22 protein-coding genes and 1 pseudogene are annotated in these 20,664 nt (G+C 46.4%); 12 read left to right on the forward strand and 11 right to left on the reverse strand.

What is annotated here, in order from left to right:
- The 7 genes and pseudogenes from QUB24_RS05720 to QUB24_RS05750 form a co-directional block, all read left to right on the forward strand.
- Positions 1-433, forward strand: a pseudogene (locus tag QUB24_RS05720) (GldG family protein); the annotation flags it as partial.
- A gap of 204 nt (positions 434-637) precedes the next feature.
- Complete coding sequence (locus QUB24_RS05725) at positions 638-1,276, forward strand: DUF4340 domain-containing protein (RefSeq protein ID WP_333151516.1); 639 nt, start codon at positions 638-640, stop codon at positions 1,274-1,276.
- Between the two features lie 59 nt (positions 1,277-1,335).
- Positions 1,336-1,485 carry a hypothetical protein gene (locus QUB24_RS05730; RefSeq protein ID WP_333151518.1) on the forward strand — a complete coding sequence of 50 codons (150 nt, stop codon included), beginning with the start codon at positions 1,336-1,338 and terminating at the stop codon, positions 1,483-1,485.
- Positions 1,486-1,534: 49 nt separating this feature from the next.
- On the forward strand, positions 1,535-2,665 hold the full coding sequence (locus QUB24_RS05735) for an ABC transporter ATP-binding protein (protein ID WP_333151520.1): 1,131 nt from the start codon (positions 1,535-1,537) through the stop codon (positions 2,663-2,665).
- A gap of 159 nt (positions 2,666-2,824) precedes the next feature.
- A complete protein-coding gene (locus QUB24_RS05740; protein ID WP_333151522.1) occupies positions 2,825-3,955 on the forward strand; it encodes a spermidine/putrescine ABC transporter substrate-binding protein in 1,131 nt (376 codons plus the stop codon).
- 227 nt (positions 3,956-4,182) lie between these two features.
- Positions 4,183-5,094 (forward strand): ABC transporter permease, encoded by a 912-nt coding sequence (locus QUB24_RS05745; RefSeq protein ID WP_333151524.1) that lies wholly within the window; start codon positions 4,183-4,185, stop codon positions 5,092-5,094.
- Positions 5,095-5,178: 84 nt separating this feature from the next.
- Positions 5,179-6,024 (forward strand): ABC transporter permease, encoded by an 846-nt coding sequence (locus tag QUB24_RS05750; RefSeq protein ID WP_333151526.1) that lies wholly within the window; start codon positions 5,179-5,181, stop codon positions 6,022-6,024.
- Between the two features lie 139 nt (positions 6,025-6,163).
- Here the strand turns inward: QUB24_RS05750 and QUB24_RS05755 are convergent, their stop codons facing one another.
- Both QUB24_RS05755 and QUB24_RS05760 read right to left on the reverse strand, forming a co-directional pair.
- Positions 6,164-6,979, reverse strand: coding sequence for a fatty acid desaturase (locus tag QUB24_RS05755; RefSeq protein WP_333151528.1), 816 nt, complete (start codon positions 6,977-6,979; stop codon positions 6,164-6,166).
- A 357-nt stretch (positions 6,980-7,336) separates the two neighbouring features.
- On the reverse strand, positions 7,337-8,149 hold the full coding sequence (locus QUB24_RS05760) for an acyl-CoA desaturase (RefSeq protein ID WP_333151530.1): 813 nt from the start codon (positions 8,147-8,149) through the stop codon (positions 7,337-7,339).
- An 80-nt stretch (positions 8,150-8,229) separates the two neighbouring features.
- Here QUB24_RS05760 and QUB24_RS05765 point away from each other — a divergent pair, with 80 nt between their 5' ends.
- Positions 8,230-9,462, forward strand: a complete 1,233-nt coding sequence (locus QUB24_RS05765; RefSeq protein ID WP_333151532.1) for a methionine gamma-lyase family protein — start codon at positions 8,230-8,232, stop codon at positions 9,460-9,462.
- Positions 9,463-9,652: 190 nt separating this feature from the next.
- Here the strand turns inward: QUB24_RS05765 and QUB24_RS05770 are convergent, their stop codons facing one another.
- Both QUB24_RS05770 and QUB24_RS05775 read right to left on the reverse strand, forming a co-directional pair.
- Complete coding sequence (locus QUB24_RS05770; RefSeq protein WP_333151534.1) at positions 9,653-9,973, reverse strand: DUF2834 domain-containing protein; 321 nt, start codon at positions 9,971-9,973, stop codon at positions 9,653-9,655.
- A 46-nt stretch (positions 9,974-10,019) separates the two neighbouring features.
- The gene (locus QUB24_RS05775) at positions 10,020-10,652 is read right to left on the reverse strand and encodes a Vat family streptogramin A O-acetyltransferase (protein ID WP_333151536.1); all 633 of its coding nucleotides are present in this window, start codon (positions 10,650-10,652) and stop codon (positions 10,020-10,022) included.
- 93 nt (positions 10,653-10,745) lie between these two features.
- Here QUB24_RS05775 and QUB24_RS05780 point away from each other — a divergent pair, with 93 nt between their 5' ends.
- From QUB24_RS05780 to QUB24_RS05790, 3 genes are read left to right on the forward strand one after another with little or no spacing between them, the layout of a single operon-like run.
- Entirely contained in the window at positions 10,746-10,880 is a 135-nt protein-coding gene (locus QUB24_RS05780; protein WP_333151538.1) for a hypothetical protein, read from the forward strand.
- Positions 10,881-10,888: 8 nt separating this feature from the next.
- Positions 10,889-11,350: a GNAT family N-acetyltransferase gene (locus QUB24_RS05785; RefSeq protein WP_333151541.1), complete on the forward strand. Its 462-nt coding sequence runs from the start codon at positions 10,889-10,891 to the stop codon at positions 11,348-11,350.
- A 49-nt stretch (positions 11,351-11,399) separates the two neighbouring features.
- Positions 11,400-11,771: a DUF2237 domain-containing protein gene (locus QUB24_RS05790; RefSeq protein ID WP_333151543.1), complete on the forward strand. Its 372-nt coding sequence runs from the start codon at positions 11,400-11,402 to the stop codon at positions 11,769-11,771.
- 115 nt (positions 11,772-11,886) lie between these two features.
- Here QUB24_RS05790 and QUB24_RS05795 read toward each other — a convergent pair whose 3' ends face one another.
- Positions 11,887-12,699 carry a leucine-rich repeat domain-containing protein gene (locus tag QUB24_RS05795; protein ID WP_333151545.1) on the reverse strand — a complete coding sequence of 271 codons (813 nt, stop codon included), beginning with the start codon at positions 12,697-12,699 and terminating at the stop codon, positions 11,887-11,889.
- A gap of 181 nt (positions 12,700-12,880) precedes the next feature.
- A complete protein-coding gene (locus tag QUB24_RS05800; RefSeq protein ID WP_333151547.1) occupies positions 12,881-14,080 on the reverse strand; it encodes a Coenzyme F420 hydrogenase/dehydrogenase, beta subunit C-terminal domain in 1,200 nt (399 codons plus the stop codon).
- Between the two features lie 396 nt (positions 14,081-14,476).
- Between QUB24_RS05800 and QUB24_RS05805 the strand changes: the two genes are divergently transcribed.
- Entirely contained in the window at positions 14,477-15,037 is a 561-nt protein-coding gene (locus QUB24_RS05805) for a hypothetical protein (RefSeq protein ID WP_333151549.1), read from the forward strand.
- Between the two features lie 159 nt (positions 15,038-15,196).
- On the opposite strand, the gene QUB24_RS05810 is transcribed toward QUB24_RS05805, so the two are convergent.
- From QUB24_RS05810 to QUB24_RS05830, 5 genes are all read right to left on the reverse strand, one after another.
- Positions 15,197-15,457: a hypothetical protein gene (locus tag QUB24_RS05810; RefSeq protein ID WP_333151551.1), complete on the reverse strand. Its 261-nt coding sequence runs from the start codon at positions 15,455-15,457 to the stop codon at positions 15,197-15,199.
- 2 nt (positions 15,458-15,459) lie between these two features.
- Positions 15,460-15,645 carry a hypothetical protein gene (locus QUB24_RS05815; protein WP_242725046.1) on the reverse strand — a complete coding sequence of 62 codons (186 nt, stop codon included), beginning with the start codon at positions 15,643-15,645 and terminating at the stop codon, positions 15,460-15,462.
- A 91-nt stretch (positions 15,646-15,736) separates the two neighbouring features.
- On the reverse strand, positions 15,737-17,203 hold the full coding sequence (locus tag QUB24_RS05820) for a DEAD/DEAH box helicase (RefSeq protein WP_333059615.1): 1,467 nt from the start codon (positions 17,201-17,203) through the stop codon (positions 15,737-15,739).
- 901 nt (positions 17,204-18,104) lie between these two features.
- Entirely contained in the window at positions 18,105-19,427 is a 1,323-nt protein-coding gene (gene rimO, locus QUB24_RS05825) for a 30S ribosomal protein S12 methylthiotransferase RimO (protein WP_333151554.1), read from the reverse strand.
- A gap of 206 nt (positions 19,428-19,633) precedes the next feature.
- Positions 19,634-20,662 carry a D-alanine--D-alanine ligase gene (locus QUB24_RS05830; RefSeq protein ID WP_333151556.1) on the reverse strand — a complete coding sequence of 343 codons (1,029 nt, stop codon included), beginning with the start codon at positions 20,660-20,662 and terminating at the stop codon, positions 19,634-19,636.
- Positions 20,663-20,664 lie beyond the last annotated feature (2 nt).

Genomic DNA, 20,664 nt, shown 5'->3' on the forward strand with positions numbered 1-20,664 from the left:
AACTTCGCCAACAGCTTCCCCAATCAGCTATTCGGTGATTGTCTCGCAAGAAGCTACGCCGCCAGCATTACCGACGACTTCGCCAACACCCACAGCATCTCCCACAGCATCTCCCACAGCATCTCCCAGTCCAACCGCAACTCCTTCTGCGCCTTCAACTCCTAGAAAAACATCGCGAATGGTAGTAATTGGCACATCTCAATTTGTGACTAACGGTTGGTTTGACCAACAACTCAATAGCGACGTGTTTCTCAATTCAGTCAGTTGGTTGAGTAAACCAGACCAGCAAAGCTTTTCTATCAGTCCGAAAAAAGCTACTAACCGCCGCATTAACATGACGGCCCTCCAAGTAGGATTGCTGGTTTTAGCTTGGCTAATGTGGCCTTTACTCGGATTGGGAATTGGCGGCGCTATCTGGTGGAAGAGAAGATAAGTTAGTTGACAGTTGACAGTTGACTGTTGTCAGTTGTCAGTGGGCAATAGTCAGTTGTCAGTGGGCAATTGTCAGTTGTCATTTGTTAATCCTTTGCTGTGGCTAATAACAAATAACCAATAACATTAATCAACAGTCAACAGTCAACAGTCAACAGTCAACAATGCCCAATGCCCAATTCCCAATGCCCAATTCTCAGTTATTATGAAATTGCAGAAAAATACATTAGTATTGATAGCCGTCGCGCTGAGCATGACGGGGTTGGTTGCTTTGTTCGAGATGCAAGTATCTCCGAAACAGGAAGCTGCTAAGGAAGAACAACAGAAAATTTTTGCTTTTAACTCCGATCGCGTACAATTCTTTACAGTCAAAACTCCCGAAAAAATATTGACTTTTGAGCGAGTTTATGCTACAAAAGGAGGCAAGTCTAGCTGGGAAATGAAATTGCCAGTGCAAGCACACGCAAGTCAGGCATCAGTGGATTTTTTGCTAGACAGGCTGGCAACAGGAAAGAGCGATCGCACGATTAATACTACTGCTGCTCAACTGCCAGAATTCGGTCTCGACCAACCCCAAGCTACAGTCACAGTAAAGCTGGACAACCAGGAAACTCACCGCCTAGTTTTAGGCAAAACAGACTTTAGCGGCCGCTTCTTGTACGCTCAAGCCAATCCGCCGGAAGCGCCCCCTCAAAATTCCGCCCAAAATTTGCCCGTGCTGCTAGTGCCTTTTGACTTTAAAAATGCCGTCCAGCGACCTTTGTCAGAGTGGAAAAAAGCAGAAGCACCCAAAACAGACAAACCGCAAAAACCCTCTCCCACGCCAAGTCCTGAGATTCAATAGATGGTCGATCGATCTGAGATGTTGTACCATTCTCAATAAGCCTTTTATGAACAGGCAAGATGCCTGTTCCACAAAGAGTGAATTTTCTTCTTGTGGAACAGGCATCTTGCCTGTTGCTGACAATGGTGCGCTCTGGGATAGAATTTAAAGAACAAATCCCAAAACCTGTTACATCCAACATTCCTCACCTAAAATACAGAAAAGTCTAAACTTAAACTGTATTTAAGTGGCGTGCATTACCCCCAGGAAAGGGCGAATATGTTTCAGACAGCACTCAACCAAGGTACGACAGCAACGGATACAGCGCTTGACGTTGAACTCCGCAAGGTCTTTAAGGTATTTAACGGCGAAACCGCAGTCCGCGGAGTTGACCTCAACATCCGCCAAGGAGAATTTTTTAGCATCCTCGGGCCCAGTGGCTGCGGCAAGACTACGACGCTGCGCTTAATCGCTGGGTTCGAGACTCCCTCGGCGGGCGAATTGATGATTCGGGGCCAGTCGATGACCAACACTCCCGCTTACCGCCGTCCGGTAAATACTGTGTTTCAAAGCTACGCTTTGTTCGGACACATGAATGTCTGGGACAATATCGCTTTTGGATTGCGGATCAAAAAGCTGGGGAAAGCAGAAATTGAAGAACGGGTACGGGAAGTTTTGCAATTGGTGAAAATGGAATCTTTCGCTAACAGGTTTCCCGGTCAAATGTCGGGCGGCCAGCAGCAGCGGGTGGCTTTGGCGAGAGCTCTGGTAAATCGACCGGCGGTTCTGCTGCTGGACGAACCTCTGGGTGCTCTGGATTTGAAGTTGCGGAAGCAGATGCAGTTGGAACTGTCGAATTTGCATCAAGAATTGGGTTTGACTTTTGTGATGGTGACTCACGACCAAGAAGAGGCGATGAGTCTGTCTGACCGGATTGCGGTGATGCACGAGGGGAGGATTGAGCAAATTGGCTCTCCTGAAGAAATTTATGAGTGCCCGCAGACGGCTTTTGTGGCCGATTTTATTGGGGATACGAATTTGTTTTCTGGTACGGTGGAGTCGATCGACCGATCGACTATCACAGTTCGCACATCAGCCAATCTGAAAATAATCGTTCAGCAGTCAGATATGTGGAGTGGTGTCACAGGCGACTCTGTTGTGGTCAGCGTCCGGCCGGAAAAAGTATATTTGAATCTCTACCAGCCGGAAGTGTCGGTCAACTGTTTTGAAGGGCGACTCAAAAATACTATGTACATGGGCACGCACGTTCATTACGTCGTTGAGTTGGCGTCGGGCGATAAAATTACAGTGCGCCAGCCAAATACCGGCGGTTCTTTCCCAGATCCGCACACGCCGATTTACGCTTATTGGGGAACAACTGATTGTCTCGCTTTGACTGATCGAGGATAATTGGGAAACGAAGGAAGAAGGAAGAAGGAAGAGGGGGAGAATGGGAGAATTTCCCCATTACCAATTATTCCTGATTACAAATTCTCAAATCTAAAATCGAATTTCCCAATCCCCAATTCCCCAATCTAAAATCTAAAATCTAAAATCTAAAATCGAACTGTGCCTCCGACTAACTTACCAATTTCCAGGATTTTTCCGGCTAATTCTACACGCCGTCAGTTCCTAAAAAATTCGGCGGCGACAATTTCCGGGTTAGCTGTTTCGAGTTGTGGCTGGCGGCTTGCAGACGTGCAATCTGCTCCTCCCGTCCAAGGTTCTGCCGACCAACTTTTCATCTATACTTGGGCAGGCTATACCGATAACGCTTTGCTCGATCGCTTTGCCGAAAAAACAGGCATTCGCGTGGTTGCAGACGTATTTGACTCCAATGAGGCGATGCTGGCTAGGGTTCAAGCTGGCGGTGGCCGGGCCTACAGCATCATTTACCCGTCTGACTACATGGTGATTCAGATGACGGAACTGGGGCTGTTGAGCCCATTAGACCACTCGATTTTGGGCGGGATCGATCGGCTAAAAAAACAGTTCCAAAACCCCGTATATGACCCAGGAAACCGCTACAGCGTCCCTTTGAGTTGGGGAACCACAGGCTTAATTTACAACAGCGAACAACTCAAAGAAGAGCCAGAAGATTGGGACTATTTGTGGCAGCACAAACAGGAGTTAGCAAGGCGAATGACGCTGGCAAATGATGTTCGAGAAGTGATGGGTGCTGCGCTGCGGATGTTGGGCTATTCTCTCAATTCTACGAACCCAGACCAAGTGAAACAAGCTTACGAAAAGTTGGTTGAACTCAAACCGGCGATCGCATCTTTTACCACTGATGCTTGGCGGCCGCAAATGCTGACGGGGGATTTGAAGGTAGCTATGTGTTATTCTTCTGATGCTAATGAGGTAATTCCAGATAATGACAAATTGCGCTATGTTGTGCCAAAAAGCGGTTCTTCTCTGTGGACTGACACTTTAGTAATTCCTAAAGGTGCTCCCAATCCAGAAGCAGCTTATAAGTGGATTAACTTTATGCTGCAAGCCGATGTCGCTGCTTCTTTGGTAGAACGGCTCAGTTTCTCAACTCCTTCGGAAGATGCTTTTAGTTTGCTGACGCCGGAAGTGCGCGAAAATGAAATTCTTTTCCCTTCTGAGGCTACTTTGAAAAATTGCGAAGGTGTTGCTCCGGTAGGAAAATTTATAGACGTGTACGATCGCTATTGGACTCAATTAACTAGCGGCTAATCTTATTTTGACCATAAATTTCATGTAGATTTCGATTTATCGTCGGGTGGGGGCGGGTTTATGAGATTGTTTATTTTAGGCGATTATTGTAGGTGAACCCGCCCCTACATTACATTTCGCTTTACCGTGGGGTGGGGGCGGGTTTATGAGATTGTTTATTTTAGGCGATTATTGTAGGTGAAACCTGCCCCTACAAATCAAAACTCAAAACTCAAAACTATTTATTTATGGCTGTTTCCACTCAAGCTCCCCCTCCTCTTCCTCCCAGTTCTCCCTCGAAGGCTGAAACTGTTTCTCGCAGGTCGTCGTGGACAGGGCCACTGGCATTGCTCGGCCCTTCTGGCTTGTTGCTGCTTTTATTATTAGTCATACCAACTTTGGTGATTTTTCAGCTTAGTTTGGTCCCGAATATTAAGCCGGGAGATTTGGTGAATCCTTCGGGAATCGGCAATTACCTGCGAGTGTTTGAGCCGCTGAATTTGCAGGTGATGGGTCGATCGCTCTTTTTCGCAACGGGGACTACTATTCTGTGTTTGCTGCTGGGATTTCCCGTCGCTTACTGGATAGCCCTCAATGTCTCGAAAAAGTGGCGGAATTTAACTTTGTTAGGCTTTGTGTTGCCGCTGTGGACTTCTTCGCTGTTGCGATCGTATGCTTGGATTACAATTCTGCGTCCTACGGGGGTTCTCAACTCGCTGCTGGCACTTGTAGGCATTCCTCCTCTGGAATTGCTTAATCAAAGTTCTGCAGTTTTAATCGGCATGGCTTACAGTTATTTGCCTTATATCGTGACAATTCTCTACGCATCTTTAGAAAAGTTAGACCGCAGGTTGCTAGAAGCATCTCAGGATTTGGGTGCGAATCCAGTGGAAACTTTCTGGAAAGTGACAGTACCTCAGACGATGCCGGGAATTGCTGCGGGTTCTTTGCTAGTATTTATTAGCTGTTTAGGCGATTTTGTCGATCCAGAGTTGCTCGGTGGAGCTTCGAGCATGACGGCGGCTCGTTTGATTTACAATCAATTTTTGGGGGCGACTCAAAATTGGGGTCTGGGTTCGGCTCTGAGTATGGTATTAATCTTTGCAGTGAGTATTGGAATTGCGCTTTTACTCAAATATGGCGATCGTAATGCAATCTAAGTTAGTTGACTGTTGACTGTTGACTGTTGACTGTTCCAATAACCAATTACTAATTACCAATTACCCATTACCCATTACCGAGAAATGGAAAAGACCGCCGACAATCCACAGGAGGAAATACAAGCCGATATGTACTTAAAACCTAAATTTAAGGTTTCTTGGCAGGTAATATTTGCCGTTTTGATGTTTTTTTATATGTACCTGCCTATCCTGGTACTCACCTTTTACAGCTTTAACAAATCGCGTTTTAGCGCAGGTTGGGAAGGATTTACTTTAGATTGGTACGTTAAATTATTTAGCGATACGCGGATTTTAATTGCCCTGAGAAACAGTTTAACAGTGGCTGTGTGTGCAGTTGCAATCTCGGCTGTACTAGGCACTTTGATGGCAGTTGGTTTAGCCCGCTACCGCTTTCCAGGCAAGAGTTTATATCAGGGAGTATCCTACTTGCCGATTATTATTCCAGATATTGCGACCGCAGTTGCTACTCTGGTATTTTTAGCGGCGCTGGCTATTCCTCTGAGTTTGTGGACAATTGTCGCCGCTCACATTGTGTTTTGTCTGGCTTACATCGCCCTAGCTGTTTCTACTAGATTGGCCGATTTAAACCCGTATTTAGAAGAGGCTGCCTTGGATTTGGGTGCAACGCCTGTTGAAGCTTTTATTCAGGTTTTGCTCCCTCAATTAATACCCGGAATTGTCTCGGGTTGTCTGCTGTCTTTTGTCCTCAGCATGGACGATTTTTTGATTGCGAGTTTTACCGCAGGTAGCGGGACTACAACTCTGCCGATGGAAATTTTTAGCCGGATTCGGACTGGGGTAAAACCGGATATTAATGCTCTCAGCGTGCTGTTGATAGTAGGTTCGGGAGGATTGGCGTTTTTAGCGGAATATTTGCGCGGCCGGGGCGAGCAAAAACGGACTCATTAGGATGTGGGCAGTGGGCTGTTGACAGTGGGCAGTTGGCAGTTGACAGTTGGCAGTTGACAGTTGGTTATTTGTGAGTTGTTACCAATGCCCCATGCCCCATGCCCTATGCCCCATGCCCCATGCCCCATGCCCCATGCTGCTACTTGGCTGGTAATTTCACCTTAGTAGCCAAACCTAGTGCTTCCAAGACTTGAATTGTCATCCAAGTGAAGTCAATTTCCCACCATTCCATGCCGTGACGCGCAGAGTATTGATAAGCATGGTGGTTGTTGTGCCAGCCTTCGCCATAAGTCAGGACAGCCACCCACCAACAGTTAGTAGAACTATCCTTTGTTTCGTGGGTGCGGTAGCCAAATTTGTGAGTGGCGCTGTTAACAAACCAGGTGCAGTGATACACGAAAACTAAGCGGACAAAAATTACCCAAACTACAAAAGGCCAGCCTGCTGCTAAGTAAAGCAAGACGCCAAAGGCGATTTGAATTGGCAGAAAGTAATTTTGCAAAAATTGATAAAACGGGTCGCTTGAAATGTCTTTTGTGCAGCGGGGAATTTCAGCGTGAGCTGGACCTTTATATAGCATCCAGCCGAGGTGACTCCACCAAAAACCCTTTTGGGCATTGTGAGGGTCGAGCGCATTTTGGTCAGAGTGGGTGTGGTGCAATCGGTGCAGCCCAACCCAATCAATTATTCCTCCTTGACAGGCAAGGGCTCCGCAAAATGCTAGAAAGTATTCTACGAATTTTGGTGTCTGAAAACTGCGGTGGGTGAGCATACGATGCCATCCGAGAGTTATTCCCAAACCGCCGGTTATCCAGTGCATAAATACTGTTAAACCAACTGCTGTCCAATTGAAGTTACTGGGTAGCAGTGCGAACAAAGCGCCGATATGAAGTCCTGCTAAACTAATAACGTGCTTCCAATTGTATTGGAGTTTTTCTTGCGTTGCAATTGTCATTCTCTTTTTGATTTCTGATGAGATGCCGAGCTAGATTCACGCATAATAGTTGGGATTGAGCAGTGAACTTTTTTGCTGCATACTTGCCCAAACTAATAAAGAATCAATGATAGATTTGGGATTAGGATTGAAAAAGATTTACGGTTGTATTTTGAAAATAAAAAATTTGGCTGCCAAACAAAATTTTTTGTTCCCAATTATATTATAACTCATTCTGGTTTTGGTTGGGTCGATCGCACCCGAAGACTCGATCAGTGTTCAACCCAACCTATACCGATCGCAAAAACAGGATGAGGCATTGGTCACGAGCCATTAGTCCAGAACTGATGACCGACAACCCATGACTCATTGCCCATGCTATTTTTCTGCTAATTTCACTTTGGTTGCCAAACCCAGCGATTGCAGCAATTGAATTGTCATCCAGGTGAAGTCGATTTCCCACCATTGAAGACCGTGGCGAGCCGAGTATTGAAAGGCGTGGTGGTTGTTGTGCCAGCCTTCGCCGTAGGTAAGGAGGGCAACCCACCAGCAGTTGGTCGAGCGATCGCCCGACTCGTAGGTGCGGTAGCCGAATTTGTGGGTAGCGCTGTTAACCAGCCAAGTGCAGTGGAACACCACCACGATCCGCAGAAACACGCCCCAAACCACGAAAGACCAGCCGCCTAATAAATAAAGCAACACACCGAAGACAACTTGGATGGGGATAAAATATGCTTGGAGAAACTTGTATACTGGGTCGTCGCCGATGTCTTTAGTAAAGCGGGGGATTTCAACTCTGATCGGGAGATCCGAGAGCATCCAACCCATGTGGCTCCACCAGAAGCCTTGATTGGAATCGTGGGGATCTGTTTCGGTGTCGGAATGTATGTGGTGTAACCGGTGCATTCCTACCCAGTCGATCGGGCCACCTTCACAGGAAAGGGTACCGCAAATAACTAGAAAATACTCTAGCCATTTCGGTGTTTGAAAACTGCGGTGGGTGACGAGGCGGTGAAATCCGAGAGTAATTCCTAAACCACCTGTTACCCAATGCAGGAATACTGCTAGCCCGACCGCAGACCAGCTAAAATTACCCGGCAGCAAAGCAAATAAAGCACCGATGTGCAGAAAGGCCATAAAGCCTATGACAGGCCAATCAGGAGAAGTTTTTTTGGAAGTTGCAATCGTCATGAATATATTATGTTTACAAACTAGGGGCCGCATCTACGCCATAATGAACACCGCGCACGCAAAGGGTGAGCGAGGTATAGATGAATAGCGTTTCACGGCTACAGGAAGCAGAACAGGCACTCTTTCAGATTTTTTCTGGTATTGACACTACAGTCAAGCAAAATCTTCAACGAGTCTTAAAAGCTTTTCGCAGCCACCGGGTTGGAGTCCACCATTTTGCAGGGGTTACGGGTTACGGCCACGATGATTTGGGTCGGGAGACTTTGGACGGGGTGTTTGCCGAAGTGGTAGGGGCCCAGGCTGCGGCTGTCCGGGTACAGTTTGTTTCGGGTACTCACGCGATCGCCTGTGCTCTTTTTGGCATCCTGCGTCCTGGTGACGAAATGTTGGCAGTGGCTGGTTCTCCCTACGATACTTTAGAAGAAGTGATCGGCTTGCGGGGGCAAGGTCAAGGTTCACTGCTTGAGTTTGGCATTAGTTACCGTGAGTTGCCTCTAACTCGCGAAGGAAGTGTGGATTGGCAGGCATTGAGTTCTACTATTTCAGCAAAGACTCGCCTGGTTTTTATCCAGCGCTCTTGCGGCTATTCTTGGCGGTCGAGTTTGTCTATTTCTGAGATTGAAAAAATCGTCGCCATAGTCAAACATCAGAATCCTAGCACAATTTGCTTTGTTGATAATTGTTACGGGGAGTTTGTTGATGATTGCGAACCTACTGCTGTGGGTGCGGATCTAATGGCTGGTTCTTTAATCAAAAATCCGGGGGGTACGATCGTCCCTGCTGGAGGTTACGTCGCCGGCAGGGCGGATTTGGTGGAGGCGGCAACTTGTCGCTTGACGGCACCGGGAATCGGCAGCAGCGGCGGCGCAACTTTTGATTTGAATCGGTTGCTGTTTCAGGGTTTGTTTATGGCTCCCGGTTGTGTGGGCGAGGCGATGAAGGGCAATCATTTGACGGCTTATGTTTTTTATAAGTTGGGTTATCGAGTGAATCCTATGCCTTTGGCTAGAAGACGTGATGTGATTCAGGCGATCGAATTCGGTTCTGCTGATAAGTTAATTGCTTTTTGTCGCGCGGTTCAGCAAAATTCCCCCGTCGGTTCCTATTTAGATCCGGTGCCGGCTCCGATGCACGGGTATGAAAGTCAGTTAGTGATGGCTGGGGGTACTTTTATTGATGGGAGTACGTCGGAATTTTCGGCTGACGGGCCTCTGCGGGAGCCTTACGTGGCTTTTTGTCAGGGGGGGACTCATTGGACTCATGTATCGATCGCCCTGGAGGATGCGATCGAGGCTGTGGGCCCAGCTAAGTAAGTTGTTGGGGCGGTGCCTCTTGGGGTAGGGGGGCTCCTTGTTCTTCCCTGAGTTTTGAATTAAAGAGTAGATTTTTTGCAAGAATCTGAGGATTTTTAACCGCAGATGCACGCAGATTGACGCTGATGTTGGGTTTTCAGATTGTGTAGGTTGGGTTTAGCGAAAGCAAAACCCAACAACTACAAAACTCTCAAGATGTTTCTTCAATTTTGCGCTGCCGCATTAAGAGAAATAAAGGCAAACCCAGGGAAACACCCACCAGTAAGTTACTGACAATATAAATCCACAAGTTTTTCATTTTTAGACGCGAACCTTCGCTAAATACAAAAGTACCAAAAACCAGGGATGACACTATTACATCCATGCCGAAAAAACCGGAAATTTGATTAGCAAACAACTCACCGAAGAACGCCTTAATATTCAACCCTTCTTCTAAAAGAAACGGGACAAACTGGGAGTAGGGCAAAGCAGTGCCTAGAATACAGAAAATTAAGTAGGCAATTTTCAACATTTTTAAACCTCCACTTTGTTAATCAAAAATTGCTGTATTTTGGAGTTTATGCAGCATTGCTGAGTGCTTGAATATCGCCTTGCATAATTATGCTGACATTGCGCGAAATTTTGTCTATTTCCCAATCCCACCACCTAATTTCTAATAGTTGTGCAACCTCACCATCGCTAAAACGCTGTTTGATTGGATGGGCGGGGTTTCCACCGACAACGGTGTAAGCGGGAATGTCTTTTACTACAACGGATTTGGCGGCAATGACGGCACCGTCGCCGATTTTTACTCCGGGCATAATCAGTGATTCATAGCCGATCCAAACATCATTGCCAATGACGGTATCGCCTTTACTTGGCAGTTCCATTAATAAATTCATGGCTGTTTCCCAACCATTCCCAAAAACAGGAAAAGGATAAGTTGAAATCCCGTCGAGTTTGTGATTTGCACCGTTCATAATGAATTTGACGTTGGTGGCGATCGCACAAAATTTGCCAATTATTAATCGGTCGTTTCCGTAGTTATAAAGTACATTTTTTTCAAAATTTTCTGGATCTATTGGATCGTCGTAATATGAGTAATCGCCGACGATAATGTTGGGGGATTTAATAAAGTTTTTGATGAAGCATACGCGCCGTTGGTCGGGCATCGGATAGGGTCGGTTTGGATCGGGCCCAATTTCTCTCATAAGTTTCAAGCCTTATTCGTTAAGCTGCTGGATTGATGTACTGTTAATTCGAGTGAGGTTTGCTTCTGCTTCATTAACATAGAGTAGGCTTGTTTGTCAAGGGGTGGTAGAGAAATTTTGGGTCGATCGCCCTGCAAGAAATCAGACAAAATGGTAAAAGCCAACATTCATCCGCGTTCCGAAGCGGTTAAAAATCCCAAATTAATATTAAACAAGCGATCGCAGTGAGATAATTTATGAGAGTACGAACCTACGAAATCGGTGATACCCAACAAATTGTACAACTGTTTTACGACACCATACACGAAATAAACATCCGCGATTACACACAAGCACAAGTAGATGCTTGGGCGCCAGCAGATATGGATATCGAAAGTTGGACTAAAAGTTTAAGCAGTAAATTTACTTTCGTAGCAGAAGAGGGTGAGAAAATTGCAGGTTTTGGGGAATTAGAAGCAAGCGGCCATATCGATTGCTTTTTCTGTCATCAACATTTTCAAAGGCAAGGAGTCGGCAGGCTAATTTTAAAACAAATTGAGTCAAAAGCCCAAGACTTAGGAATTAACAAATTATTTACCGAAGCCAGCATTACAGCGCGACCTTTTTTTGAAAGCCAGGGATTTATTGTGATTAGAAAACAAGAAGTAGAATGCAGAGGACAAAAATTAATCAACTTTGTCATGGAAAAAAATATATAAACAACGAGTTGTGTAAAATTAGATCGAAGAGTTTTACTCAGGAGTTGCGATGGTGACGGAAGCTACAAATGTGCTGGGCGGAAAGTTAGAGATTTGCTGCACTTCGCCAATGACGGGCTATTATCGGGACGGCAAATGCAATACAGGTGGTGGCGACTTTGGGGCTCACACTGTTTGTGCTCAACTGACAGAAGAGTTTTTGCAATTCACTAAGTCGAATGGAAATGATTTGAGCACTCCGGTTCCCGAATTTAATTTCCCCGGTTTGAAGCCTGGGGATTGCTGGTGTTTGTGCGCTTCTCGCTGGAAGGAAGCAATGGATGCTGGATGTGCGCCGCTTGTGGTTTTGGGTGCGACTCACGCCCTGACTTTGGAATACGTTTCTTTGGATGAATTGAAGCAGCACGCTGCTGATTTGTAGGAAGGGAGGTGCGATCGCTTTTAGTCAATAAGGGCGATCGGGTTTTTCTCAGGAATAGCAAATTTATCCTTCGTAACAGAAATATTTAAGTGCGATCGAACGTCACTGTAAAGTTTTATGGTTGAGCTTGTGGTTCCCACTTACAGATAGACTCTGGTTTGAGTGGGCAAGTTTTGGGGGCGATCGGATTTCCGCTGAGTTGTAACCAAGTCAGGTTAGTTAAGGATTGCAATGGTTTGATGTCATTGATGTGATTGTTTTCGAGATTGATCGCAGCCAGTTTAGTCAAAGATAGCAATGGTTTGATGTCGCTGATTTTATTATTGTTGAGGTCTAACCAAGTCAGGTTAGTCAAGGATGCTAGCGGTTTGATGTCACTAATTTGATTGTTGCTGATGTCTAACCAAGTCAGGTTAGTCCAAGATGCCAGCGGTTTGATGTCGCTGATTTGATTGTTGTTGAGTTGGAGAGTAGTCAGGTTAGTCAAGGATGCTAGCGGTGTGATGTCGCTGATTTGATTGTTGCCGACGGATAGTGTAATCAGGTTAGGCAAAGATGCTAGCGGTTTGATGTCACTGATTTGATTGTTACTAATGTGGAGTGTAATCAGGTTAGTCAAAGATTCTAAAGGTTTGATGTCGCTGATTTGATTACCCCAGAGGAAGAGTGCGGTGAGACTCGAAAGTTTCTGATTAGCCGCATCGCACTCAGTAGTTTCTGCTTCCTTCAACAGCACCTCAACTGTATGTTTAGCTTCTGGAGTCAAAGAATCTTTTTCGCGACACCATTCAGCAAATGTTTTGTTTCCCGATCGCACTTCTGCTGCTTTGGCCGACACTCCCTTTCCAGATAATGCTAGAAGCACACAACAAGTAAGTGCGATCGACCTTGGTAAATTGATATATTTGTGTGCCACTATAAGTGTCATAATCTTATATATCTAATTGACAGTTAAAGCCATCTTGCACCACAAACACAACCAATAATTGATTCAGTCCTTTTCAAAGGACTTAAGCTTTGAGGCAGGGGTTTAAACCCCTGCCGGACTGAAGGAAAGAGGGCAATATCATGTCCCTGCAAAATACCTCTTAAAAACTCTCCGAATCACCTCACTCAGGCAACTTATACTGTCCCACAATCCGCTTAGCATATTCCGGCACATGAGCCTCTAATTTCTCCGGGTAATTGCGCTTCACGTACAGATAATTGCGAGTGAAATGAGAATCAATCGAAAACCGAGCATATTCCAAACCCTTCGGCCCAATTCTCTCAATAAAAACTCCCATTAACTTCGCCGCCCACATCGGCAAAGTCACTCCTTTTTCATAAGCCGGAATGCTTTGCTGAACCGCTTCTTTGCGGTTTCCCTGAGACATCACCGGCTGAGTATTTAACTGATCCGTTACCAAATCTAACATCTCTTGCCCGGTGTCATTTCGCACCACAATCCACTGCCAGCCAAAAGGTGCTCCCATGTAGCCCACCACTAAATCAGCTAAAGAATTCACATAATCAAAACAGCTCAAACAAGAAGGAGCAAAAACATCTTTCAATTCCTTAGTATTCAATCCAAAAAACGGCACTTTTTCTTCCGAACCATCTTCGTGTTTGAAGTGAACGTTAAAGTCTTGCATAAACTCGTAAGATACAACTGTTTCGGGAGAACGGCTAGTCGTGTCTAGGAATTTCTGCAAGCCTGCGCGGCTGACATTATCGACGCAGGGAGTTCCCAAAACGTAGAGCTTTTCTAAACCGAGTTTTTTCTCGACTGTTCGCAAAGCTTGAATTTGACAGCCGACGCCAATTACTAACAGCCGCTTCATCCCCGATTTTTCGATTTGTTCTAATACTGAAAGATTGGGAGAGAGAGTTGGTTTGTTGACTTTTGCTGCCAGAATTTCTTCGCGATTTCTCGCAATAATCGGCATCGGTTGAAAGCGGTCTTCCTTAGTATTTTGGACGCAAACAACGCCTTCTACAATTCCTTTTTCGAGCATTTCAATGGCAATTGTGCTGACGATTCCCGTCCACTGAGCGCCCTCGATCGGCTCTTTTTTCCGAGCCGCCATCATGTTTTGACTGACTCCGAAATACCAATCGTCGGGATTGTCGAGATTTCGCGATCGCCCGTGAATCTCTGCTTCCAGTTCTGCAATATGTTGTGTTAAGAAAGCACAAGATTCCTTGACATAATGGATGTAATATGTATCGCACAAACCGCACTCGCTGCACAGTTCTTTAGCGGGGCGGCGGCTACCCGGTTTGAGGGCTTTGGATTTTTGGTGCTTAGCAGAATCTGTTGCGGTCATCTAAATTACTTATTTTATGCAGATATGGCTTTTGTTAGGATATCACAGCAATTTCCCTTGATTTACCTGCTTTATTCTTTCTTTTAGTCCTCGCAGGCGGACGCAAGCTTGTGCGGGAGCAAATTCGGTTCGCCCGAAATTGGTGGTTTTCACAAGTTAAAAAATATTAGTCAGGATTTACCTAGGTTGCGCTAGAAACCGGGTTTCTTCCTGAATACCTCACTGTTAAACCTAAGATTTCTGGTAAAAACCGGGTTTCTTTGTGTAGTTTGGGTAAAAAAATTCGGTTTCAGAGGATCGCCGTGCGTCCCAGAGTCTTTGTGTAAGTCCTATTAGTATCAATCCGGATCGAGCGGGCGATCGCGCGAATACATTGCCAAATAAAGCTATAAAAAAATGGTAAAAATGTTTGTGACAACAGCCGTCGCTGGCATCATGATGAATCTTGCAATTTCGAGCTTAGGATTTGCTGCTTTAGTTCGCCCTGTTCCCGCTATGAATCAAACTGTTGCGACTCTAGAAAGAATGCTCAGCGCGACACAAAAGCCGGCGGCGCTGAACTATTCGCGCCTGGGGATTGGCGGCGTTCGCTTGGCGATGTCTGTAGAAGAGGCAAAACGTAAGTTGGGAAAACCACAGCGCGACGAAACTAAACCTGCTGGGCCTGGCATCGGCGGCAAGATTCGCACGCTAACCTACTCAGGATTGACGGTAGCAGCATGGGAGGGCAAAGTTTATTTAATTTCTACTACCAATCCCAAGTTTCTGACAATAGATGGTGTGAAGGTAGGAGATACTAGGCAAAAAATTGTTGAAACTTATGGTTATGGGTCGCAATCAGTGCAGGGGGGAGTGACTCGGTTGACTTACAGCAATGACCAAAAGGCTTCTAATTTGATTGTGGAAATTAAGGGCGATCGCGTACAAAAAATTCTTGTGAGCACGCAGCTAAACTGAAATATTAGACAAGAGTACAAAAGTCACAGTTCACAATTTTGTAGTAAGGATTTTAGTCCTTATTTATGAGGTTTTTTAGCTCTTCGGTGAGTTGACTGGAGGGCTTTTTCCTAATGTGCGTGAAGCGTAGCTATCCCGTAGGGAATCGCCCGCGTCTCCTTAATCCTCTTCATCATCATCCGACAATTGTGTCATTTCCTCAGCAATTAGCGTCTGAAAATCCTCTCCGCAGTGAACGTTGAGATGGATTGCAGCACTCAGGAACTCTGCTAGAATTTCAGCTTTTTGTCGATCGCTCAAATCAGGTAACTGAAGCTGGTGGATTAAAGTAATCACATTTTGACACTCAGTACCCAATTCATCAATTAACGTTCTCAGTGTAGAATTAGTTACAGAAATTGTCCGATCGCTAACTTGCATCTTTATTTACCCAATCTTTTTAAAGCTTGCTGAATTCCTTTCTCAAAAGCTCGAATTTCACTTTCCCAATGCCGGATTAAGCCTTCATCGGGAAAATCCTTCTCATATTCCAGTCTAATCTTTTCTTCATGTTCTGCAATCCGCTTGTTCAACGAACGAAGAGCTTTTTTGTGATTTTTATTCCCCATAGAGTCTCACACCCATAAAAAAAAGTAGAGGTGCGATCGCTCGCATCTCTACAAAAGTTCTAAATAAGGTGCACATTGTGCACCCTACCAATTAGCGGTTCTGGGGAACAGGAGCACTCGGTGCTCCAGAAAAAGTCGTCTCACCAGTCTTAGCCCGCTTTTTGATCAAGATAGGCTTGACGCTGTTTTCTCCACCAATCGGGGGATCTTCTTGTTGAGCGTAATCCGCGCCCATCCAAGCAGGACGGCTTTGATCGAAAGCCATTTGCAAAGCAGCAGCGGCGATCGCGTGGGAGTCGTACTCCTCGGATAACTGAGACACCAGAGGCAAGAAAGATGCCATCCGTTCGCCAGCCAAAGCTTCACGAACTTTACCCTGCATCTTTTCCAACTGACGTGCTTCAATTTGCGCCCGTGTGGGAATGTTTCGCACCGTCAAGCTCGATCGCACGTGGCGTTCAATCAAGCGCAGTTTGCGGCGATCGACCGGTTGAATCAGCGTAATCGCCGTTCCTTCGCGACCAGCCCGGCCCGTGCGTCCGATCCGGTGAACGTAGCTTTCCACACTGTCGGGCAAATCGTAGTTAATCACGTGAGTCAAGTGATCCACGTCCAAACCCCGTGCCGCAATATCAGTCGCCACTACCCAGCGCACCTGACATTGGCGGAACCGATGCAACAAACGTTCCCGCTGTGCCTGATTCAAATTACCGTGATACTCGTCAACGCTGTGACCTGCTGCTTGCAGTTGGCTGGTGAGTTCTGCCGCCGACTGCCGAGTCCGCACAAAAATTAGTGCAGATTCCGGGTCTTCCATTTCTAAAATTGGCTGTAGGGCTCTTGCCTTCGACCAGCCGCGGGGAATCATGTACACGCCTTGGCTGATGCGCTTTGGCGTTGCTTTGGGCTGTTCTACGGTGACGTTGACGGGGTTACGCAAATGCCGCGCCACCAATTTCCGAATGGAAGCTTCCATCGTCGCCGAGAAAAATGCCGTTTGACGTTCTTTTGGTGCAGCATCCAAGATTTTTTCCACATCTTGGATAAAGCCCATGCTCAGCATTTCGTCAGCTTCATCCAAAACCAGCCATTTTACCTTGTCTAGTTTCAGGCTGCCGCGGCTCAGCATATCCAATATGCGTCCCGGTGTACCGACAACGACGTGAACGCCGCGCTTCAAACGCTGCATTTGACGATCGATCGATTGACCACCGTACACTGTCAGAACTTGCAGAGAGCGACCCACTTTTACCGGGCCGTCGCTGCTGATGCCGCTCAAATCACGGATGGCTTCAGTTACTTGCATCGCCAATTCGCGAGTCGGCGTCAGCACCAGTGCTTGCACCGCAGTCACATCTAAATCAATCCGCTCCAAGATGGGCAACGAGAATGCTGCCGTTTTGCCTGTCCCTGTTTGGGCTTGACCCACAACGTCGCGACCTGCTAACAGGTGCGGAATTGCTTGTACTTGGATGGGAGTAGGTTCTGTAAAGCCTAGTGTTTCCAGATGGAGAACGAGTTCTTCCGAAAGACCTAAGCCTTCAAACAATAAATTCATTAATGCTCCTAATAACGAGTCTTAGCCTTCTAAGTTGCCCAACTCGGATGCGGATTTCTGCTCGGCGGCAGGAACTCATAAGAGTTCTTTATGGTGCTGCGCCTGCGCGCACCTTCTTAAATAGCAATCGAGTATAGGGCAGCTCCGTCGATGGTGACTAAATTTACCAATTCGACAGCCGTCTTTGATTTTGTGACATCACCGATACCAACCGCCAGGGGTCGGGTTATAGGCTTCCAACATTCTTAAAACAGGACATTGGACTTCCTTTGAGGTACTTGCAAGCTTTCCCTCTTAGGCATTTTATAGTGAGGATCATGCCAGCCCCACTTCACTACAACATAGTAGTAATAGGTTTGTTGGTTCAGGCGCTATCCCGCAATCCGTCGCCTGCGGGATTGAGCAGGGGATGCAGCGACCGTTACCGCCTATCCATCTCAACACTCTTTCGGGATACCGTTGTGGTGTAGGGCGGACGGCGAAGCAATCTCAAATTCTCCCCGCTTATTTCTGGCTTGTTACTATCATAACTCTTTACATTCAGAAACAAAACATTAAATTCGTTAAAATTTTCCGATCGTTCTGTAGAGATAACCGCACCCCGAGGGGGAGCGTCGATTGCAGCCAGAGGCTAATAAAGGTTTATAACCCCTTTGCTAGATATCTTTGCACAATATTGTACAAACCGTTACTTTTGCTGCACAATCCGCTAATCATTTTTGGCCGGTGTCTGGTTTTTGTTCGCCACACCGTCTCAGGCGACAGTTCCAGCAACACTTACACTTGACCCCGCCCAGCACCGGATACAGTGCCACGTCAACTCATGAGGGTCGATCCCACAATTTTAGACAAAAGATCGAGCTCCCAGATGAGTCTGTGCAGTCAATCTAAAATCTAAAATCTAAAATCTAAAATCGACTTGACCGTAGAGGTCGTAGACATCTGCACCAGTAATTTTCACAGATACGATCGATCCCAGTCGCGCTTCTCCTGTCACATAGACGAGTCCATCTACTTCTGGGGAAAACCGAGCGGATCTACCAATCAACTCACCTGTCTCTGGTTGTTCTTGTTCTATCAGGACATCAACTACCTGACCGACAGACTCTTGATTCTTCTTCAATGATATAGGTTGTTGTGCCGCCATTACCGAATTGCGCCGCATTTCCATTATTTCTGCAGGTATTTGCTGGGGCAAGCTGAAGGCTGGGGTTCCTTCTTCTGGCGAAAATACAAAAACTCCTACGTGATCGAATTCGTGGCGCTTGACAAATTCCAGCAAGTGTGATGCGTGTTCGTCTGTTTCGCCGGGGAAGCCAACAATAAAAGTTGTCCGCATCACGGCGCCGGGAAGTGCTGCTTTGAGCCGATCGACTATGGCATCATTGATCCCAGCTTGAAAAGGCCGATTCATCGCCCGCAGAATTTCCGGGTGCGAGTGTTGCAGGGGTAAATCCAAATACGGCAAAACGTTGGGCGTTTCGCGGATGGCTGCGACAACTTGCGGAGTCAAACCTGTAGGATAGGCGTAGTGCATCCGAATCCAAGGTACATCTACTTCACCCAAAGCGCGCAGTAGTTCGGCTAGTTTCGGTTCGCCATAAATATCTTTGCCGTAGTTGGTGGTAATTTGAGAAATTAAGATAATTTCCTTTACCCCTTCCGAGGCTAATTGCTTAGCTTCGGCGACGATAGACTCGATCGTCCGCGACCTTTGATTTCCGCGCAAGTGCGGGATAATGCAAAATGCACAGCGATAGTCACAGCCTTCTGCTATACGCAGATACGCGACACCTTCCGATGTCGTGCGGTAGCGGGGAGTAGTTTCGTCAGCGATGTAAGTAGGTTCACTAGAGACGAGGGAAACTCGATCGCCCTTTTCCACCTGCTGCATAACATTGACTATTTTGTGATAGTCGCCAGTGCCGACAATTGCGACTGCTTCTGGCAATTCGTCCAGCAATTCCTGCTGAAAATGCTGTGCCATGCAGCCAGTGATGACTACTTTTTTATTAGCTTCTGCCAATTCTACCAAGGTGCGGACCGACTCTTCTCGCGCAGCTTGGATAAAACTACAAGTATTGACTACAACATAATCGGCTAATTCTTCATTAGAATCGACTTGATAGCCCGCTTGAGCCAGCAAGCCAATCATGTGTTCGGTATCGATGCGATTTTTTTCGCAGCCGAGGTGAGTAAATGCGATCGTTGGCTTCGTTGCCATGCAGTAATAGTTAGTGTTGCGCTATTTCTAAGAACGTTTTATGATATCACACAATTTGATAATCTGCAATGTTTAGGTGAAATTGCTCCGGGACTTACGCATCAAAACCAGAGAAACCGGGTTTTTGCCCAGAAGACGCGTTAGGGTCGGCAGAAACACCAAAAAACCCGGTTTCTGACTATTCGTGCGTAAGTTATTGGAAAAGCCTAATAGCCTTGTAAGGCATTTTGCAGCATACTATCAAAAAAAGTATCCAGAGAAATTCCTGATGCTTTGACCATAGTCGAAAGCACACTTTTTTGGGCAAAAGAACAGTACAGCCCCGCTTCCAAGAACCAAGGTTGTCCATCGGGATCGATGCGAAAATCAAATAAACTGTAGTGGCGACAGCCCAAAGCGATGTGGCATTTTCTGGCCTGGGCCCAAACTCTCTCCGTAATCGGATCGCTGGTGTCAACTATCCACGACTTGGTACTATCCTTAGAAGTCAAGCTCAAGTTGCCATCGTCATTTTGTTTGAGCTTATCGGCATAACTCCGAATCGGCTTCGTATCAGCATCTAAAGCATACTCTTCCAGCGGCAAACAGACTAGCTCGCCAGCTTGGACAATAATCCCACAGCGAACTTCTCTACCCAATTCAATGAATTTTTCTACTAGCACTTCCTCGGAATGAGTCAATGCTGTCTCCAAAGCCCCATCATAGTCAGCAGCATTTTTAACTAAAGCAACTCCCAGAGAATTATCCGCATTCAGTGGCTTGAGCACCACCGGCAAATCAATCGAAAGTCGATCGCCTGCGCGGACAACTTCTCCCAACGGTACACTTACCCCAGCGGCTGCTACTACTGCCCTAGTCTTGGCTTTGTCAGCAGCCAGCGCCATCAACTCTGTTGGATTACCCACATAAGGAATACTCAGCATATCGAACAAGCTGCGGTATTGAGTCATGCCGGGGATGCAAAACATCTGCGGTACCATTACGTCAATCTTTAGCTGTGTCAGCACCTGTACAGCGCCCGCTAGAGACATGGGATTAGCGGCTGCTATCGCACCTTGATCGAGAGATGTAGGAAAACGCCATTGGCGATCGGGAGAAATATAGGCTATATGAAATTCATAGAGTGCTGGATTAGCCGTATTTTTCAGACAATCTTCTGCATAAAGGCGCGATAAATTACAGAAAAAATCGCTAACTGCCGAGCCGACTAAATGCAAAACCCGCAATACTGACATAC

This window comes from Microcoleus sp. B9-D4 (assembly GCF_036705105.1).
In the GTDB taxonomy this organism is placed as follows: Bacteria; Cyanobacteriota; Cyanobacteriia; order Cyanobacteriales; family Microcoleaceae; genus Microcoleus.

What these genes read in the sequence shown, in the direction of transcription:
- QUB24_RS05725 (WP_333151516.1), top strand. Translation starts at nt 638, where the DNA reads ATGAAATTGCAGAAAAATACATTAGTATTGATAGCCGTCGCGCTGAGC.
- QUB24_RS05730 (WP_333151518.1), top strand. Translation starts at nt 1,336, where the DNA reads ATGCCTGTTCCACAAAGAGTGAATTTTCTTCTTGTGGAACAGGCATCT.
- QUB24_RS05735 (WP_333151520.1), top strand. Translation starts at nt 1,535, where the DNA reads ATGTTTCAGACAGCACTCAACCAAGGTACGACAGCAACGGATACAGCG.
- QUB24_RS05745 (WP_333151524.1), top strand. Translation starts at nt 4,183, where the DNA reads ATGGCTGTTTCCACTCAAGCTCCCCCTCCTCTTCCTCCCAGTTCTCCC.
- QUB24_RS05750 (WP_333151526.1), top strand. Translation starts at nt 5,179, where the DNA reads ATGGAAAAGACCGCCGACAATCCACAGGAGGAAATACAAGCCGATATG.
- QUB24_RS05755 (WP_333151528.1), bottom strand. Translation starts at nt 6,979, where the DNA reads ATGACAATTGCAACGCAAGAAAAACTCCAATACAATTGGAAGCACGTT.
- QUB24_RS05760 (WP_333151530.1), bottom strand. Translation starts at nt 8,149, where the DNA reads ATGACGATTGCAACTTCCAAAAAAACTTCTCCTGATTGGCCTGTCATA.
- QUB24_RS05765 (WP_333151532.1), top strand. Translation starts at nt 8,230, where the DNA reads ATGAATAGCGTTTCACGGCTACAGGAAGCAGAACAGGCACTCTTTCAG.
- QUB24_RS05770 (WP_333151534.1), bottom strand. Translation starts at nt 9,973, where the DNA reads ATGTTGAAAATTGCCTACTTAATTTTCTGTATTCTAGGCACTGCTTTG.
- QUB24_RS05775 (WP_333151536.1), bottom strand. Translation starts at nt 10,652, where the DNA reads ATGAGAGAAATTGGGCCCGATCCAAACCGACCCTATCCGATGCCCGAC.
- QUB24_RS05785 (WP_333151541.1), top strand. Translation starts at nt 10,889, where the DNA reads ATGAGAGTACGAACCTACGAAATCGGTGATACCCAACAAATTGTACAA.
- QUB24_RS05790 (WP_333151543.1), top strand. Translation starts at nt 11,400, where the DNA reads ATGGTGACGGAAGCTACAAATGTGCTGGGCGGAAAGTTAGAGATTTGC.
- QUB24_RS05795 (WP_333151545.1), bottom strand. Translation starts at nt 12,699, where the DNA reads ATGACACTTATAGTGGCACACAAATATATCAATTTACCAAGGTCGATC.
- QUB24_RS05800 (WP_333151547.1), bottom strand. Translation starts at nt 14,080, where the DNA reads ATGACCGCAACAGATTCTGCTAAGCACCAAAAATCCAAAGCCCTCAAA.
- QUB24_RS05805 (WP_333151549.1), top strand. Translation starts at nt 14,477, where the DNA reads ATGGTAAAAATGTTTGTGACAACAGCCGTCGCTGGCATCATGATGAAT.
- QUB24_RS05810 (WP_333151551.1), bottom strand. Translation starts at nt 15,457, where the DNA reads ATGCAAGTTAGCGATCGGACAATTTCTGTAACTAATTCTACACTGAGA.
- QUB24_RS05815 (WP_242725046.1), bottom strand. Translation starts at nt 15,645, where the DNA reads ATGGGGAATAAAAATCACAAAAAAGCTCTTCGTTCGTTGAACAAGCGG.
- QUB24_RS05820 (WP_333059615.1), bottom strand. Translation starts at nt 17,203, where the DNA reads ATGAATTTATTGTTTGAAGGCTTAGGTCTTTCGGAAGAACTCGTTCTC.
- rimO (WP_333151554.1), bottom strand. Translation starts at nt 19,427, where the DNA reads ATGGCAACGAAGCCAACGATCGCATTTACTCACCTCGGCTGCGAAAAA.
- QUB24_RS05830 (WP_333151556.1), bottom strand. Translation starts at nt 20,662, where the DNA reads ATGTCAGTATTGCGGGTTTTGCATTTAGTCGGCTCGGCAGTTAGCGAT.